General features: G+C 64.0%; 15 protein-coding genes. 8 read left to right on the top strand and 7 right to left on the bottom strand.

What is annotated here, in order from left to right; all coding sequences use genetic code 11:
- Positions 1-16: 16 nt before the first annotated feature.
- From FJ972_RS25400 to FJ972_RS25425, 6 genes are read left to right on the top strand one after another with little or no spacing between them, the layout of a single operon-like run.
- Positions 17-955: an ABC transporter permease gene (locus tag FJ972_RS25400; protein ID WP_224619126.1), complete on the top strand. Its 939-nt coding sequence runs from the start codon at positions 17-19 to the stop codon at positions 953-955.
- A 15-nt stretch (positions 956-970) separates the two neighbouring features.
- Positions 971-2926 carry a hypothetical protein gene (locus tag FJ972_RS25405; protein WP_140524769.1) on the top strand — a complete coding sequence of 652 codons (1956 nt, stop codon included), beginning with the start codon at positions 971-973 and terminating at the stop codon, positions 2924-2926.
- 41 nt (positions 2927-2967) lie between these two features.
- Positions 2968-3954 carry a D-erythronate dehydrogenase gene (denD, locus tag FJ972_RS25410; RefSeq protein WP_140524770.1) on the top strand — a complete coding sequence of 329 codons (987 nt, stop codon included), beginning with the start codon at positions 2968-2970 and terminating at the stop codon, positions 3952-3954.
- A gap of 51 nt (positions 3955-4005) precedes the next feature.
- A complete protein-coding gene (otnK, locus tag FJ972_RS25415; protein ID WP_140524771.1) occupies positions 4006-5271 on the top strand; it encodes a 3-oxo-tetronate kinase in 1266 nt (421 codons plus the stop codon).
- Positions 5268-5921, top strand: a complete 654-nt coding sequence (gene otnC, locus FJ972_RS25420) for a 3-oxo-tetronate 4-phosphate decarboxylase (protein ID WP_140524772.1) — start codon at positions 5268-5270, stop codon at positions 5919-5921. The genes otnK and otnC overlap by 4 nt, the downstream gene beginning before the upstream one ends.
- On the top strand, positions 5921-6673 hold the full coding sequence (locus tag FJ972_RS25425) for a hydroxypyruvate isomerase family protein (protein ID WP_140524773.1): 753 nt from the start codon (positions 5921-5923) through the stop codon (positions 6671-6673). The genes otnC and FJ972_RS25425 overlap by 1 nt, the downstream gene beginning before the upstream one ends.
- Positions 6674-7074: 401 nt before the next feature.
- On the opposite strand, the gene guaA is transcribed toward FJ972_RS25425, so the two are convergent.
- The 4 genes from guaA to FJ972_RS25445 form a co-directional block, all read right to left on the bottom strand.
- Positions 7075-8637 carry a glutamine-hydrolyzing GMP synthase gene (gene guaA / locus FJ972_RS25430; protein ID WP_140498335.1) on the bottom strand — a complete coding sequence of 521 codons (1563 nt, stop codon included), beginning with the start codon at positions 8635-8637 and terminating at the stop codon, positions 7075-7077.
- Between the two features lie 54 nt (positions 8638-8691).
- Positions 8692-9360: a 5'-methylthioadenosine/S-adenosylhomocysteine nucleosidase gene (locus tag FJ972_RS25435; RefSeq protein ID WP_140524774.1), complete on the bottom strand. Its 669-nt coding sequence runs from the start codon at positions 9358-9360 to the stop codon at positions 8692-8694.
- Between the two features lie 134 nt (positions 9361-9494).
- Entirely contained in the window at positions 9495-9953 is a 459-nt protein-coding gene (locus tag FJ972_RS25440) for a PaaI family thioesterase (RefSeq protein WP_027146613.1), read from the bottom strand.
- Between the two features lie 128 nt (positions 9954-10081).
- Complete coding sequence (locus FJ972_RS25445) at positions 10082-11371, bottom strand: RsmB/NOP family class I SAM-dependent RNA methyltransferase (protein ID WP_140524775.1); 1290 nt, start codon at positions 11369-11371, stop codon at positions 10082-10084.
- 318 nt (positions 11372-11689) lie between these two features.
- On the opposite strand from FJ972_RS25445, the gene FJ972_RS25450 reads away from it, so the two are divergent.
- The gene (locus FJ972_RS25450; RefSeq protein ID WP_140498338.1) at positions 11690-12367 is read left to right on the top strand and encodes an MIP family channel protein; all 678 of its coding nucleotides are present in this window, start codon (positions 11690-11692) and stop codon (positions 12365-12367) included.
- A gap of 78 nt (positions 12368-12445) precedes the next feature.
- On the opposite strand, the gene katG is transcribed toward FJ972_RS25450, so the two are convergent.
- Positions 12446-14644, bottom strand: a complete 2199-nt coding sequence (gene katG / locus FJ972_RS25455) for a catalase/peroxidase HPI (protein ID WP_140524776.1) — start codon at positions 14642-14644, stop codon at positions 12446-12448.
- A 125-nt stretch (positions 14645-14769) separates the two neighbouring features.
- Between katG and FJ972_RS25460 the strand changes: the two genes are divergently transcribed.
- On the top strand, positions 14770-15678 hold the full coding sequence (locus FJ972_RS25460) for a hydrogen peroxide-inducible genes activator (RefSeq protein WP_140515065.1): 909 nt from the start codon (positions 14770-14772) through the stop codon (positions 15676-15678).
- Positions 15679-15906: 228 nt separating this feature from the next.
- On the opposite strand, the gene FJ972_RS25465 is transcribed toward FJ972_RS25460, so the two are convergent.
- Both FJ972_RS25465 and FJ972_RS25470 read right to left on the bottom strand, forming a co-directional pair.
- Positions 15907-16590 carry an SGNH/GDSL hydrolase family protein gene (locus FJ972_RS25465; protein ID WP_140498341.1) on the bottom strand — a complete coding sequence of 228 codons (684 nt, stop codon included), beginning with the start codon at positions 16588-16590 and terminating at the stop codon, positions 15907-15909.
- A gap of 88 nt (positions 16591-16678) precedes the next feature.
- Positions 16679-17632: an ABC transporter permease gene (locus FJ972_RS25470; protein WP_140524777.1), complete on the bottom strand. Its 954-nt coding sequence runs from the start codon at positions 17630-17632 to the stop codon at positions 16679-16681.

Raw genomic sequence — 17632 nt, forward strand, 5'->3', positions numbered from 1 at the left:
CACACGATCCTTTGCGATGCCCAGATTCGCCAGCACGCTTGAGTTCCGGATGCTCTGCCTCGCCATGGTGCTTGCGGTGATCCTGTCGTTCATCTCGCCGCACTTCTTCACCGAGCGGAACATGTTCAACATACTCGACCAATCGGTGGTGCTTGGCATAGTTGCCGTCGGCATGACCCTGGTGATCCTGACTGGCGGCATCGACCTTTCCGTCGGGTCGGTCGCGGGCGTGACCGGCATCATCCTCGCCCTACTCCTGAAGGAATTCCCCATTCCGGTGGCGATCGCGCTCGCCATAGGTTGCGGCGCCCTGATCGGGCTTTTCTCCGGCGTTCTCATCGCAGTGTTCGGCCTGGCGCCCTTCGTGGTGACGCTCGGGGTCATGGCGATGGGGCGCAGTCTCGCCTACATCGTGTCGGGACAGCGCTCGATTTCGGGACTGCCCATGGGGCTGCAGAATATCGTCTACACGAACCTGCTGGGCATCCCCGCCAACGTCATCTTCCTCATCGCGCTCTACCTCGCCACCTGGGCGTGGCTGACATATTCCAAGGGCGGGCGAACCATCTACGCGGTCGGCTCGAACATCGAAGCCGCCCGGGCGGCCGGCCTCAACACCCTCTTCTACTCGATCTTTCCCTACGTGGCGTCCGGTGCCCTTTCGGCGACGGCGATGACCTTTTCGCTGGCGCAGATCATGTCGGCTGACCCGATCGGGGGGAACCAGCTTGAACTCGACGCCATCGCGGCCGTGGTCATCGGTGGCGCGAGCCTCTACGGCGGACGAGGCACGATATTCGGCACGCTGATGGGGGTTCTGATCATGGTGATGATCCGCAATGGCCTCAACCTGCTCGGCGTCTCGCCGTTCTGGCAGGGGACCGCCATCGGCGCCATCATCATCCTCGCCTTGCTGGCCGAGCGCCTCATCACCTGGAAATCGCGCCGCGTTTGAGACCGGGAGAATCCTATGACACAGTCCGATCCTTCCCGCGCCGTCCGCCTCTACGGCACCGAAGAACTACCGGCAGAGGAGCGGCTACTGAGCGCCGGGCCCCTCAGCGTGCTTTTCGACGGCGCGAACCTGCGCGACTGCCGCATGCATGGCGAAGAGGTGATCCGCGCAATCTCGTTCGTGGTACGCGACAAGGACTGGGCGACGCTCATTCCGAAGATCACCGACCTGGTCGTCGAAAAGGACGACGATCGCTTTCGTGTGGCCTATCGCGCAAGCGTTGCCAGCAAAGGCGAGACCTTCGGCTATGACGTGGGCATCGCTGGTACCGCGGCAGGCGTTCTGACCTATTCGGCTCGCGGAACCACGCCGACCGGGCTTCTCACGAACCGGACCGGCTTTGTCGTCCTGCATCCCATAGAGGGCATAAGCGGCGCGGCCGCCACGATCACGCACACAAGCGGCGAGAGGGTCGAGACACGGTTTCCTGTGGAGATCGATCCGGTGCAGCCGATGATGGATCTGCGTGAAATCTCGCACCGTACTCCCGGCGGGCTGGAGGTCAGCTGCCTTATGGAGGGCGACGCGTTCGAGATGGAGGACCAGCGGAACTGGACCGACGCCTCCTACAAGACCTATGTTCGTCCCCTCGCTCTGCCCTGGCCATACAGGATCGAGCCCGGCGAGGTCGTCGAACAGAAGATCACCCTGACCGTCAAGGGCTCTCCCAAGGGTCCGTCGCGTCAGGCGGGAGGCATCGCCGCCCTGACGCTCGGCGAGGCGGCGGACGCGATTCCACCTCTCGGCGTCGGATTGCATCCCGATGACGCTTCGGCCGCATTGCGGCATGTCGAGACGCTTGCCCAGCTCGGCGTCGCCCATGTCATCTGCCATTACGATCCGCGGCTCGGCCATGATGCCGAAACGCTGGCGAGGCAGGTCGAGATCGCCATCGCAATGGGCGCCCAACCCTGGCTCGAAGCAGTGGTCGAGCATGCCGACGATGCTGGCGCCGCGGCGGAAATCGACTCCCTGGGCAAGGTGGCCGCGAGGCTCGATCATCGCTTCACGACGGTTCTGGTGTCGCCCGCACCCGATCTTAAATGCACGCTGCCCGGCAGCATCTGGCCGCCAGCGCCGGATGCGGCGAAGCTCTATACGGCCGCGCGCGCGGCCTTCCCCGGATCTCGCATCGGCGGAGGCATGTTCAGCTTCTTCACCGAGCTCAACCGCAAACGTCCCCCGGCCGAGGCGATAGACCTCGTGACATTCACGACGGCGGCGATCTTCCACGCTGGTGACGACCGCTCCTTGATGGAGACGCTCGAATGCCTGCCGCATATTGCCAGGACCGTGCCGGCGATCGCCAAGGGCCGCCCATATTCCGTTGGGCCGTCCGCAATCGGGTTGCGCGACAATCCCTATGGTGAAGCGCCGGTCGCCAATCCCGCCAACATCCGGCAGGCGGTCAATTTCAATGATCCGCGCCAGCGGGGCGTCATGGGAGCGGCCTGGAACCTCGGCTACTTCGCCGCCTTCGCGGAAGGCGGCGCGGCGGCCATCGCGCTCGGCGCCGCGGTCGGCCCGTTCGGCGTCCTCTCCGTGCCGACGTCATTTCCGCAGCCCTGGTTCGAAGGCAAGGGCGAGCTCTATCCTGTCTGGCACATCGTGCGAGGCCTGGCGAAGCTCAAAGGCTGCCCGCTCCGTCCGCTGCGATCGTCCGTCCCTGGCGCAGTGCGAGGGATCGCGGCGGTTACCGAAAAAGGCACCGAGCTGTGGTTATGCAACCCCTCGCCCAACGCGCTGGAGGTGCGCCTCCCCGAAGGCTTCGCGCGCGCTGCAATTCTTGACGCCTCATCTTTCGTCGCGGCATCGCGCCAACCGGATCTGCTCGATCGGCTGACGCATGACGGAACGCAAACCCTGTCGCTCGAAGCCTACGCAGTCGTGCGCGCGCTCAGGCAGGTCTGAAGCGGCATCACAAACCAGTCCCGGAAGAGAACGGAGCATCCATGCATATACTCATCATTGGCGCTGGTGGAATGATCGGCCGCAAACTCGCGGCCGAGCTTTCGCGGACAGCATCGCTTGGAGATCGAAGGATCGACCGGATGACGCTGGCGGACGTGACGAAGCCGCCGGTGCCAACCGGTGACATAGGTTTTGTCGAAGCCATTGCCGCCGATATTTCCGCTCCCGGCGCAGCGCAGGATCTGGCCGCGCGCCGCGCGGATGTGATCTTCCATCTCGCGGCCATCGTGTCCGGCGAAGCGGAACGCGATTTCGAGAAGGGCTATCGCATCAATATGGACGGCACGCGCGCTCTTTTCGAGGCGATCCGGCTGGAAGGAACCCGGCGGAAATATATCCCCAGGCTGGTGTTCACCTCCTCGGTTGCTGTCTATGGCGCGCCTCTGCCCGACCCTATTCCCGACGACTACATCCTTGCCCCGCTGACCAGCTACGGCACCCAGAAGGCGATATCCGAGCTGTTGCTGGCCGACTACTCGCGCCGCGGCTTCCTCGACGGCGTCGGGATACGCCTGCCGACGATCGTCATTCGGCCCGGCACTCCCAACGCGGCAGCCTCGGGCTTCTTCTCCGGCATCCTGCGCGAGCCACTCGCCGGGCAGCGCTCCGTGCTGCCGGTGAAGGAGACCGTCAAGCATTGGCTGGCGAGCCCGCGCTCGGCGGTAGCCTTCCTCATCCATGCCGCGATGCTCGATACATCCGCGCTGGGCGCCCGGCGCACGCTGAACATGCCGGGTGTCGCGGCCACGGTCTCCGACCAGATTGCCGCGCTCCGCCGCGTGGCAGGGGCCGAAGCCGAGGCGTTGATAGACCGCACGCCGGACGAGGCGATCGAGGCCATTATTGCTGGGTGGCCGAAATCCTTCACGCCCAGGCTGGCCACCAGTCTGGGCTTTGTGGCCGAAAGCACGGTCGACGAACTGATCGCGGTTTACCTGGCGGACGACGCCCCTCGAACCACCCCTTGAGGCAGCGCACGATCGCGGGCATTTCGTGAAAGTTGAATGTGGGAAATTCCGATGCTTCTCGGTTGCATAGGCGATGATTTCACCGGGTCTTCCGACCTGGCCAACACGCTTGCCAAGGGGGGCATGCGCACGGTCCAGTACAACGGGGTTCCCAACACCGCCTCCGACCGCTCGGTTGACGCGGGCGTCGTTGCCCTGAAGACCAGAACGATATCCGCCTCGGAGGCGGTGAAGCAGTCGCTCGCGGCGTTGGAGTGGCTTCGACGCCAAGGCTGCCGCCAATATCTGTTCAAGTACTGCTCGACATTCGACTCGACGCCCGAAGGCAATATCGGTCCCGTGCTGGACGCTCTTGGCGACGCGTTGGGAGCGGCACGCGCGATCGTCTGTCCGGCGTTTCCCGCAACCGGCCGGTCGATCTACCAGGGGCATCTTTTCGTCAACGATCGGCTGTTGAGCGAATCCGGCTTGGAGAAGCATCCGCTTACGCCGATGACGGATCCCGATCTGCGGCGTTGGCTTGCGCGACAGACCGCGCGCGGGATCGGCCATGTCCCCTACGATGTCGTAGCGGGAGGCGCCCTCCCGATCAGGGATGCGCTGGAGGCAGCATCCGCCAGGGGCTCTCGCTACGTCGTGGTCGACGCCATCCAGGACAAGGACCTTATCGCCATTGGCGAGGCTGCCGAAGCCGATGTCCTGCTCAGCGGCGGTTCGGGAATAGCGCTGGGACTTCCGGCCAACTTTCGTCGGGCCGGGTTGATCGGCACGGCGGCCACGCATTGGAAGGGAATACAGGGGCCGGCGGCCGCGCTTTGCGGTTCGTGCTCGACCATGAGCCGGCGCCAGATTGCCGAGCACCGGAAAAGCCATCCGACGCGCGTTGTGGAGGTGGATGCGGTCGTGGACGGCACGGCGAATCCTGTTGAATATGCCGAGTGGGCGATCGACCGCCAGCACCACGGCTTGCCACTGGTGTTCTCGTCGGCCGAGCCCGAAGCCGTCGCCGCCGCACAGAACCGCTACGGGAAGGAGCGCGTCGCGACGGCGGTTGAAGATTTTTTCGGCGAACTGGCGCGTCAGCTTTCGGCGCGTGGCGTACGCCGGCTGGTTACGGCGGGCGGCGAGACATCGGGGGCCGTCGTATCGGCGCTCAACATTTCGTCATTCGAGATCGGACCGGAGATCGACCCCGGTGTTCCGGCGTTGAAGGCCCGTGACCCGGATATGGTGCTCGCCCTTAAATCGGGCAATTTCGGCTCGGCCGGGTTCTTCGAAAAGGCAGCCGACGTCCTTACGGGAGGCGTTCTACGATGAGCGATGAAACAAGACTCAGGGATCAGATGTGCAGCATCGCTGCGTCCATGTTCGCGCGGGGCCTCACTGCGGGAAGCTCGGGGAACATCTCCGCCCGCCTCGGCGACGGTCGGCTGCTCGTCACGCCGACAGGATCGTCCTTTGGCGCGCTCGACCCCGCCCGCCTGTCGCTCTTCGACGCTGAGGGACGGTTCCTGGACGGCGACAAGCCGACGAAGGAGATGCCGCTGCATCAGGCGTTCTACGAGACACGCGGCGCGCGCACCGGAGCGGTCGTCCATCTTCATTCGACCCATTCCGTCGCGGTTTCGCTTCTGCCCGACATCGATCCCGACAGCGTCTTCAAGCCGCTGACGGCCTATTCGGTCATGCGGCTGGGAAAGGTGAAACTGCTGCCCTACATCCGGCCCGGCGACCCGGCGATGGGAGACGCCGTGCGCGGACTCGCCGGGAAACGGTCGGCCGTATTGCTGGCCCACCACGGACCCGTCGTCGCCGGCAAGGATCTCGAAGCCGCCGCCTATGCGATGGAGGAACTTGAGGAAACGGCCAAGCTCACGCTTCTCACCCAGGGCTTGCGGCCCAAGATCCTCGCGGCTCCTCAAATTCGCGAGTTAGTGGAACACTTTGACGTGGAGTGGGACGACTGATGCAACTTTCGGCCAATCTGGGATTTCTCTTTCGTAACCTAGCGCTTCCGGATGCGATCCGCGCGGCCAAGCGGCGCGGTTTCGCGGCGGTCGAGATGCATTGGCCGTACGATACCGACGCATCGGTGGTCGCGGCGCTGCTCGCCGAAACCGGTCTTCCGCTGCTTGGCATCAACACGGCCCGGGGGGATGTTGGGGCGGGTGATTTCGGCCTCTCCGCGCTGCCGGGCCGTGAAACGGAAGCGCGCGCGGCGATCGACCAGGCGATTGAATGGGCAGCCGTAACAGGCTGTCGCAACATCCATGTGATGGCAGGAAGGGCAATCGGTGACGAAGCCTTCGCGACGTTCACCGGCAATTTGCGGTACGCTTCGAAGGCGGCGGCACGGCACAACATCGGCATATTGATCGAGCCTCTGAACCCGCGCGATGCGCCGGGCTATCTCCTCTCGGACCTTTCCACCGCATTGCGTGTGATCGATGCGACAGACGGTGCGGTAAAGGTAATGTTCGACTGCTATCACATGCAGATCATTCAAGGCGATTTGCTTAACTCGGTAAGGCAATTTTCCGACAAGATCGGCCATATCCAATTCGCCGCCGTACCGGATCGTAGCGAGCCCGATCACGGCGAGGTGGACTATGGCTGGCTCCTGCGCGCAATCGCGGACGCCGGCTATGATGGTGCATTCGGCGCCGAATATCGCCCCGTCACCGATTCCTTTGCTTGGATGAAGCGCTTCGACCACTAGAGGCCTGAGTGCGCGTGCTTGGCGCGGCACGCTTTCGGCCCCGGTGGAGCCGATATCCACGCCAGACAGGAGGCGTGAGAACACCCGGTCGATAGCGGATCTGCCGCGTTCGGGATGACCTAGGCTAGAAAGCCGGCCTTGCGTTCGAGGGGCCAATGCGACTGCCACGGTCATATGCTGCTATGCTGCGATCAGGGGCAAATGTCCCCTTTCAGAAGTTTGCAGTGCAAGTCTGTTGGACTGATATACGGCGCGAAGACGTCGTTCGCGTCATCAGCCGGGGTTGGCGATCTTCTCTGCGCACCGATTGTGGCTGATTGTCCCAGATAGGATTTACATTTATTATCAGACAGCTACGTCGCAGATGGGCGTGTTTTCGGCGGCGTTTGGGTGGGTCTGAATCATTCCCACTCGATTGTCCCCGGCGGCTTCGACGTCACATCATAGACCACGCGGTTGATGCCGCGGACTTCGTTGATGATGCGGGTGGCGGCGGCGCCCAGGAAGGCCATGTCGTAGTGATAGAAATCTGCCGTCATGCCGTCGACCGAGGTGACGGCGCGCAGCGCGCAGACGAATTCGTAGGTGCGGCCGTCGCCCATGACGCCGACCGTCTGCACCGGCAAGAGCACGGCGAAGGCCTGCCAGATGGCGTCGTACAGCCCCGCCTTGCGGATCTCGTCGAGATAGATGGCGTCGGCCTCGCGCAGGATCTCCAGCTTCTCGCGCGTGATGCCGCCGGGGCAGCGTATGGCAAGGCCCGGGCCCGGGAACGGGTGGCGGCCGATGAAACTCTCGGGCAGGCCGAGTTCCTTGCCGAGCGCGCGGACCTCGTCCTTGAACAGTTCGCGCAGCGGCTCGACCAGCTTCATGTTCATGCGCTCGGGCAGGCCGCCGACATTGTGGTGCGACTTGATCGTCACCGACGGGCCACCGGTGAAGGAGACGCTTTCGATGACGTCGGGATAGAGCGTGCCTTGCGCCAGGAAATCGGCGCCACCGAGTTTCTTGGCCTCTTCCTCGAACACCTCGATGAAGAGCCGGCCAATGGTCTTGCGTTTCTTCTCGGGATCCGCCTCGCCTTCGAGCGCACCGATGAAGCGATCCGACGCGTTCACCAGAATGAGCGGCAAATTGTAATGTTCGCGGAACATCGAAACGACGCCGGCGGCCTCGTCTTTGCGCATCAGGCCATGGTCGACGAGGATGCAAGTGAGCTGGTCACCGACGGCCTCGTGGATGAGCAGCGCGGCGACCGAGGAGTCGACCCCGCCCGAGAGCGCGCAGATGACCTTGCCCTTGCCGACCTGCTTGCGGATCGCCTCGACCGCGTGCTCGCGGTAGGCGCGCATCGTCCAGTCGCCCTCGATGCCGGCGATGTTGTGGACGAAATTCCTGAGCAGCCGGGCGCCGTCGGGCGTATGCACCACTTCCGGATGGAACATGATGCCATACATCTTGCGCTCGACATTGCCGAAGATGGCGAAGGGCGAGCCTTCCGACTTGCCGAACACCTCGAACCCCTTGGGCAAGGAGATGACGCGGTCGCCATGGCTCATCCACACCTGGTGACGCTGGCCGATTGCCCAGAGGCCCTCGAACAGCGGACTTTCCTTCTCGATCTCGACGAAGGCGCGGCCGAATTCGCGATGATTGGAGCTTTCGGCAACGCCGCCCATCTGCACGCACATGGCCATCTGGCCATAGCAGATGCCGAGCACCGGCACGCCGGCCTCGAAGACGATCTGCGGCGCCCGCGGACTGCCGATATCCGTGGTCGAGGCCGGACCGCCGGACAGGATCACGGCTTTTGGATTGATGCGCTTGAATGCCGCCTCGGCCGACTGGAACGGCACGATCTCGGAAAACACGCCGGCTTCGCGGATGCGGCGGGCAATGAGCTGGGTGAACTGGCTGCCGAAATCGACAATCAGGACGGTGTCGGGTTGATTGGCTGTTTTCATGGCGAGCGTTTAGAGAAAGAAACGAGTCGGCGCAATGGGTTGCGAGCCCGACTTTCAGAACGGTCCCGCCACGTCACCAGGAGAACCCGTCCAAAGCAAGCCCGAGCCGATCGCCTGTTCGAGGCGCATGACGGCATCCGCCAGCTTTTCGTCGATGACGTGCAGATATTCGGTCCAGTCGCCGACATGCCTGAGATCAGCCGCGCCGTCGGAAATGCCGCGCAGCCCAATCAGGGGCACCTCGAACAGCTGGCAGGCGCGCAGGCAGGCGAAGGTCTCCATGTCCACCATGTCTGCCGCAATTGCATCAAAGGCCGCGCCGGTGATGATCGCGCCGCCGGTCGACAGCGTGGCTTGCTTTATCCCCGGAATCCGCAACGGCAGCGACACCGTCATCGGCAGGTCGAGGAACGGCGTCGCGCCTTTCTCAAAGCCAAGCGGCGAGGCGTCGATGTCACGATAGCTGACCGAGATGGCCTGGTAAATCTCCGTCTGCTCCAAGGTCCGGCTGCCGGCGGAGCCGAGCGACACGACGAGGTCCGGCAGCGCATCTTGCGACTTCAGCCAAGACAATTCGGCGCCAAGCCGGACGGCTGCCTCGACCGGGCCGACACCGGTCATCAGCGGGGTAAACAGCCGCTGTAGATGCGGCCCGTATTCGGCCTGCACCGCCATGACGAAGAGGACGTTCTTGCCGGACAGGCGCGACACTTTATCGGTCATGATGATTTACTCCTCCCTGTCCTGCTGTCTCCACCACCTGCTCGCCGGGACCCGCTGCCTCCGGCAGCTCCCGGCGTTCGTGGCCTTTCATCGTGCCACTGGCACGATGAATTCGCCTGCGGCGAACCGGCCATTCACCCAGCAATCCCGTCGCGGCCCACCATCGTCATCATGGTGCCGGTCATGGTGGCGATCAACTTGGCTTCGCCGTCGGCGGCGAAGGCATAGGCCTGGCCGTCGGCGACGATGATGGTGCGGCCAGGCTTGGTCACCGAGCCGCGGAACAGGAAGCGCTCGCCCCTGCCCGGCGCCAGCAGATTGACCTTGAACTCGATGGTCAGCACGCCGGAATTCTCCGGCATCAGCGAGAAGGCCGCATAGCCGCAAGCCGAGTCCAGCGCGGTCGAGATGACGCCGGCATGCAGGAAACCATGCTGCTGGGTGAGTGCGGCCGAATAGGGCATTTCGATTTCGATGATGCCGGGCGTCACCAGCGTCAATTCGGCGCCGATGGTCGCCATCGCCTGCTGGCGCGCGAAGGACGCCCTGACGCGGTCCTCATAGTCCGGAGCGGGTACGATCTTTGCTGCCATGGCCGTCGCTGCTTTCACCTTTGCCGGAAAAGCTTATTGCAGAGGCGTGAGCGGCAAGCAATCATCCAATGCTGCACTGCAGCAATTTGATCTCGAGAGCGGAAGCGCAAGTTTCGCTTCCGCTCCATTCAGGAAGCCCTACGCAGCGCGCAGATGTAGAAACCGTCGGTGCCGCTCAGCGCCGGCGACAGGCAGATACCGCCCAGCGCGCCGAGCCGCATCGCCGTTTCATGGCCGGGAAAACGGCTGTCCCAGAGCCGGCGATGGTCGACCGGGGCAAAACCGCCATTGCGCTGGCAAAACGCTGCGACCTGGTCGCCATTCTCCTCGTCGAACACCGAACAGGTGACGTAAACCAGCAGGCCACCCGGCTTGACGAAGCTGCTTGCGGTATCGAGGATCGCCATCTGCTCGCCCTTGCGGGCGTCGAGCTGCCTTTGCGTCAGCCGCCATTTGGCGTCCGGGCGCCGCCGCCAGGTGCCGCTGCCGGTGCAAGGCGCGTCGACCAGGACGAGGTCCACATGGCCAGTGAGCGGCGACAATTCCGCCGGCTTGGTGACGATCTGCACGTTGCGGTTTTCCGAGCGGCGGATGCGGTCGAAGATCGGCGCCAGCCGCGCCTTCTCAGCATCATGGGCGAAGACCTGACCCGTATTGCCCATCGCCGCCGACAGCGCCAGCGTCTTGCCGCCGGCGCCGGCGCAGAAATCGAGCACCTGCATTCCAGGCTCGGCGCCGGCAAGAGCGGCGGCGATTTGCGATCCCTCGTCCTGGACTTCGAACCAGCCCTTCTGGAAAGCCGGCTCGGCCTGCACGTTGGGATGCCGGCCGTCGCCGTCGATCGGCGGTATGCGAATGCCTTGGGGCGCGATTTGGGCTGGCTTGGCGCCGGTTTCGGCAAGTTCCGCCAGCACTTTGGCCCGATCGGCCTGCAAAGTGTTGACGCGGATGTCGAGCGGCGGGCGGGTGGCGAGCGCCGCGCCCTCCTCGACCCAGGCCTCACCGAACGCGCGTTGCAAAAGCGGCTCGCACCAATCCGGTATGTCGGCGCGCACCGCGGGCGAGGCGTCGGCAAGCCGCCGCTCGTCGGTTGCCTGGAGTTCGGTAGCCGTCAGCAACGGCGGCGCGAACCTGTCGCCGTCGAGCGCTTCGTTGAGCGAGCGCGCGGTCTGGCCCCATTCGAGCAGCAGGGCGCCGAAGCCGATGGCGCGCGGCGTGTCCTCGCCCAGCAGCCAGCCTGCCGAGCGCTTGCGGCGTAGCGCATCGTAGACGATGTTGCCGATCGCCGCACGATCGCCGCCGCCGGCGAAACGGTGCGACAGGCCCCAGTCCTTCAGCGCATCGGCCACCGGCCGGTGACGCCGGCCAATGTCTTCCAGCACTTCGATGGCCGCAGCCAGCCGTCCGCCTAGTCGCATTCTTCAGTCCACCAAATCGAGCGCATCATTTCGGTCTGCTCTTAGAGCCTTTCACGGTGAGATTGAACCCCGCCCCCTCTCGCGACGGCAGGCCGCCTGTTGGGATCGGCGAAAACCGCTCGAGCAGTAAATCTTCCGGTGCGGTCAACAGCAGTTCGTCAATAGATGCAAGCTCTCTAATGTTCTTAACTGGGGGCTGCAAGCACGGTAGGGATACGACAGCTCAGCTTTCCAAGTTTTTTGGTTGGGAATACTCTTACCACCATGATTCGCGGCGCGGAAAGCGTTTGACCGGCGGATCGTCACGAGGAGAGGGCAATGAAGACTTATCTGGCGGAAGTTCTAGGCACATTCCTGTTGGTGTTCATCGGCACCGCGTCGGTGGTGACGGGCGGCTTCGGCGGCGCGCTGCCGCTGGGACAAGAAGGCATCGGGCTGGCCTTCGGCATCGGCCTTATCGCGGCCGCTTACGCGATCGGCCCCATTTCGGGCGCGCATCTCAACCCGGCTGTGACACTCGGCGTGTTCCTTGCCGGCCGGTTGCCGGCCAAGGACGTCATCCCCTACTGGATCGCGCAGATCATCGGCGCCATCCTGGCATCGCTGGCGCTGTGGATCATCGTCTCCGGCCAGGCCGGGGGACACACTGGCGGCTTCGGCGCCAATGGCTGGGACGAGACGAAATGGGGCGTCTCTTCCGCGTTCCTGTGGGAGCTGATCGGCACCTTCACCTTCGTCACCGTGATCCTCGGCGTTACCGCGGAAAGGCATGCGACGGCCTTCGCCGGACTGGTCATTGGCCTGACGCTGGCGGGCATCCACTTCGCCATGATCCCGGTGACCGGCACATCGGTCAATCCGGCCCGTTCCATTGGCCCGGCGCTGTTCTCGGGCGGCGCCGCGATCAGCCAGCTCTGGCTGTTCATCGTCGCGCCGCTGATCGGCGGCGCCATTGCCGGCGTCGTCGCCAAGGCGCGCGTCTTCGAAAAGGACTGACTTCGGAAGCCTGGACAAGAAAAAGGCGCGGGGCCAAGCCCCGCGCCTTTTTCTTGGGTCGAGAAGTCCTTGCTCGGATCAGGCAGCGATGTCGAACCGGTCGGCGTTCATCACCTTGGTCCACGCCGCGACGAAATCCCTGGCGAATTTCTGCCCGGCATCCGCGGACCCGTACACCTCAGACAGCGCACGCAGCTGCGCATGCGAGCCGAAGATAAGGTCGGCGCGGGTACCGGTCCACCTGACCGCCTTGGTCTTGCGGTCGCGCGCTTCGTAGATCTCATCCGAACCGGCGGCCGGATCCCAGACCGTGTTCATGCTGAGCAGGTTGACGAAGAAGTCGTTCGTCAGCGTGCCCGGCCTGTCGGTGAACACGCCGTGCCTGGACTTGCCGGTATTGGCGCCGAGCACCCGCAGGCCGCCGACCAGCACCGTCATCTCCGGCGCGGTCAGCGTCAGCAACTGTGCCCGGTCGACCAGCATCGCCTCGATCGACATCGGCTGCGGCCCCCGGACATAGTTGCGGAAGCCGTCGACTTTCGGCTCAAGCGCGGCAAAGGAGGCGACGTCGGTCTGTTCCTGCGAGGCATCCATGCGGCCCGGCGTGAACGGCACCTTCACCTCGTTTCCACCATCCTTCGCCGCCTTCTCGATCGCGGCGACGCCGCCGAGCACGATCAGATCGGCCAGCGAGATCTTTTTCCCGCCGGTCTGTGCCGCGTTGAACGCCTTCTGGATGGATTCGAGCGTGGCAAGCACCTTGGCCAATTCAGCAGGTTGATTAACGTCCCAGTCCTTCTGCGGCGCCAGCCGGATGCGGGCGCCGTTGGCGCCGCCGCGCTTGTCGGAACCCCTGAACGTCGAGGCCGAAGCCCAGGCGGTCGAGACCAATTCGGAAACCGACAGGCCCGAGGCCAGGATCTTGGCCTTCAGCGATGCGATATCCTGTTCGCTGACCAGTTCATGGTCGACGGCCGGGATGGGATCCTGCCAGATCAGCTCTTCCTTCGGCACGAGCGGGCCAAGGTAGCGAACGACCGGGCCCATATCGCGATGGGTGAGCTTGAACCAGGCGCGGGCGAAGGCGTCGGCGAACTGATCCGGATTCTGGTGGAACCGCCGCGAGATCTTCTCGTAAGCCGGGTCAACCCGCAGCGCGAGGTCGGTGGTCAGCATGGCCGGCGCGCGGCGCTTGGAGGGATTATGCGCGTCCGGCACCGTGCCGGCACCGGCGCCGCCCTTAGGCGTCCACTGATGGGCGCCGGCCGGGCTTTTCGTCAATTCCCATTCGTAGTTGAACAGGTTGTCGAAGAAGTTGTTGCTCCATTTGGTCGGCGTCGTGGTCCAGGTGACCTCGAGCCCCGAAGTGATGGCATCGCCGGCAATGCCCGACGCGTGCTTGCTCGACCAGCCGAGGCCCTGCGCCTCGATGCCGGCGCCTTCCGGCTCGGCGCCAACCAGCGAGGCATCGCCGGCGCCGTGGGTTTTGCCGAAGGTGTGGCCGCCGGCGATCAGCGCCACCGTCTCCTCGTCATTCATCGCCATGCGGCCGAAGGTTTCCCTGATATCGCGTGCCGAGGCCAGCGGATCGGGCTTGCCGTTCGGGCCTTCCGGATTGACATAGATCAGGCCCATCTGCACGGCCCCGAGATGGCCGCGAAGCTCGCGGTCGCCGGAGTAGCGCTCGTCGTCGAGCCATTTGGTTTCCGATCCCCAATCGACGTCCTGCTCGGGTTCCCAGACGTCGGCGCGGCCGCCGGCGAAGCCGAAGGTCTTGAAGCCCATCGATTCCAGGGCGACATTGCCGGTGAGGATCAGCAGGTCGGCCCAGGAAATCTTGCGGCCATATTTCTGCTTGACCGGCCACAGCAGGCGGCGCGCCTTGTCGAGATTGGCGTTGTCAGGCCAGCTGTTGAGCGGTGCGAAACGCTGCTGGCCGGCGCCGGCGCCGCCGCGGCCGTCACCGATGCGGTAGGTGCCGGCGCTGTGCCAGGCCATGCGGATGAACAGCGGCCCGTAATGGCCGAAGTCGGCCGGCCACCAATCCTGCGAATCCGTCATGACATGGTGCAGGTCCTTGATCACCGCGTCGAGATCGAGGCTCGCGAACTCCTTGGCATAGTCGAAGTCCTCGCCCATCGGGTCGGAGAGGTTCGACTGCTGGTGGAGAACGCCGAGGTCCAGCTGGTTGGGCCACCAGTCACGGTTGGTCCTGGCACCGGGTCCATGCGCGACAGGGCATTTGCCCGCGCTGTTGTCGTCGGTTTTCGCGTCCATCTTGCACTCCAATTTTGCCGAGGGTTCCGGGCAGCCAGCGCCGCCATCCTGGAATGATTCCAGACTAGGCCAGCCTGCCGATAAAAACAAATTGCCTTTCCTGTTCCTTTCAATAGGATTTTCTTATGATAGGCCTAACCGTCCGCCAGATGCATTATTTCGACGCACTTGCGCAGACGCTGCATTTCGGGCGTGCGGCGAAACTTGCAGGCGTGAGCCAGCCGGCGCTGTCCTCGCAGATCGCGGAAATGGAGCAGCGGCTGAACTGCCGGCTGTTCGAACGCGGCGGCAAATCGGTGCGCATGACCGACGAGGCGGCAGCCCTTTTGCCGCGCATCGAACGCATCCTTTCCGACATACGCGAGGTCGAGACCATCGCCCGGCGTGGCCGCCCTGCCATGGGAGGGCGCTTCCGGCTGGGCATCATTCCGACCGTCGCGCCCTACCTTTTGCCGCGTGCGCTGCCCGAGCTGAAAATGCATTTCCCGGACTTGATGCTCGAACTGCGCGAGGCGGTGACCGCCTCGCTCGTCGAGGACATCGCGTCGCAAAAGCTCGATGCTTTCATCGCCGCGCTTCCGCTCGACCATCCCGGCCTGGTGACCGAGGCTTTGTTCCCCGACCGGTTTTTCCTGGCCGTGCCGTCAGGCGATCCGGCTTTCGCCTCGCCGCCGGTGCCGCCTGAAAGCCCGGCGCTGGAAAGGCTGATGCTGCTGGAGGAGGGCCATTGCCTGCGCGAACAGGCACTGGCTGTCTGCGGCAATGTGCGGCCGGTGGCGATGGCAAGCTACGGCGCCACCAGCCTGACCACGCTCTTGCAGATGGTGGCGCACGGGCTCGGCGTGACGCTGATCCCGGAAATGGCCACGGGACCTGCCGGCACTATCCCCGATCTCAAGATCGTGCCGTTCCAGGAACCCATGCCGCAGCGCACGATCTGCTTTGCCTGGCGGCGCAACAGCACCTTGCACAATGAGTGCAGGGAGCTGGCGAAGATCATACGAGGATTGGCGGCGGCGGTGCAGGCGGTGTGAAGGACGAAGAGCCCAAGCTGGCTATCAGCCCAGGCAAACCTCGAATGTGCGCTTGTTGAACGGCTTGAGTGGATAGCTCGTCTTCATAAAAGCAAGTGGGTCAAGTGCCACGGAACGTGTTGGGCAGAATTACGGACCGGGCTCATCGTTGGGTCCATAATGGCATACAGGAAGAATGCGACACGCCTGCAAACCGGCCTGTTGCGCAAGCCGGCGGGCGTCGCGACTTCAGGCGGCGGTGCTGGCTCGGCTTGGCTCAAGAATAGACTTGACCTTGTCGGCGACCGCGCGGCCGAGATCGGCGTTGTTGCCAGCGGTGAAATGGATGCCGTCGATACCGTCCGTGGTGACGAAATCGCCGGCATTCAGAAAGTCGATCTTCATGAAATCCGCCATCGCCTTGTACTGCCTGGCCAGCTCCCTGGACTTTTCGTGGCCGCCGCCGAACATACCCTCGAACCAGGGATCGGGCATCGGGGTCAGCGGCGGCGGCGCGATGACCAGCGCCTTCGGAGCCGGATAAGGCGTGCCGATACCGCCGGCGCTCGTCAGGATCTGCCCGACCAGTTTCGCCATTCCGTTGGCGATCTCGTAGGGTGTCCGGCGAAAATAGGACTTCGTGTCATTGGTGCCCAGCATGACGATGACCAGATCCAGCGGCAGATGGCTGGCGATGGCCGAGGGCAGATAATTGGCGCCATTGAGGCGCGGATCGTTGGGATCGTCGAGACAGGTCGTGCGCGCACTCAAACCTTCTTCGATGATGTGGTAGCCCGCTCCCAGCGCCGCCGCCATAACACCCGTCCAGCGCTGATCATAGGGGTAGCGGTAGGTCGGCGACCCTTCCTTGACCGGAACCCAGCCCCAGGTCAGCGAGTCGCCGTAGCACATGATATTTTTTGGCGGTGACATCCATGTTTCTCCATCTGTTTGCAGTTGTCTGAACGTGCAGATCTATCGATCCAGCCCTAACGCCGGTGCCGGCTTGCCTTGTTTCGATTCAGGAGGTTCGCACGCGCACTCCGTAGAAGATCGCCGCACCGAGGATGATGACGCCCTGGGCGATGAGCTTGCCGGGTTCGTCGATGCCGAGCACCGTCATCACGACGAACAAAAGCGCGAAGCACAGCGAGCCGAAGAAAGGTCCCCAGACGCCGCCGTCGCCGCGACCGAAGGCGACGCCGCCAAGGATCGTCGCCGCGACTGCCAGGATCGGCAGGTCGAGACCGACGCGCACGCTGCCGACGGCGATTGAACCTGTCTGTACCAGGGCCGCGATCGCCGCGATCAGGCCGGCGAGCGTATGCGCCAGGATGACCGTGCGCTGGACCGGCACGCCGGAAAAATGGGCGGCTTCGGCATTCTCGCCGACAGAGGCCACGTAACGACCAAACACTGTCTGCGACAGAAGCAGCCACACCGCGGCGGTCAGCATGATCCAGAACAGCACCGGCGTCGGAACCGACAGGAACTTCGTGTTGTAGAGGTCGTTGAACAGTCTCGGCACATCGCCGGGTGGATTGCCGCTCGACAGGAACTGCACCAGTCCGACCAGGATGATGCTGACGGCCAGCGTGACTATGACGGCCGACACCCGCCGGATGCCGATCATGAAGCCGTTGAACAGGCCAATGACGAGGCCCGTGGCGAGCGCCAGTACGACGAAGAAGGGCAGCGACGCGCCCGGGAAACTGCCCGACGAGATGAAATAGTTGATCAGCAGGATGATGCCGCCGCCGGAGAGGTCGATCGACTTCACGCGCATGACGACGAGCTGCCCCAGCACGAGAATGCCGAGCGGAACGATCTGCCTGATGAAGATGCCCATGATGTTGAGGTTGAGCATGTTCGGCCGTGCGACCCACAGCGTGGCCAGAAGCACGAGGAAGACAAAGTAGGACGGCGGTATGCGAAGCAGACGCCGGGCGATCGGGTTTGCGAGAACGGCAGTCAT

It is taken from the genome of Mesorhizobium sp. B2-1-1 (assembly GCF_006442975.2).
In the GTDB taxonomy this organism is placed as follows: Bacteria; Pseudomonadota; Alphaproteobacteria; order Rhizobiales; family Rhizobiaceae; genus Mesorhizobium.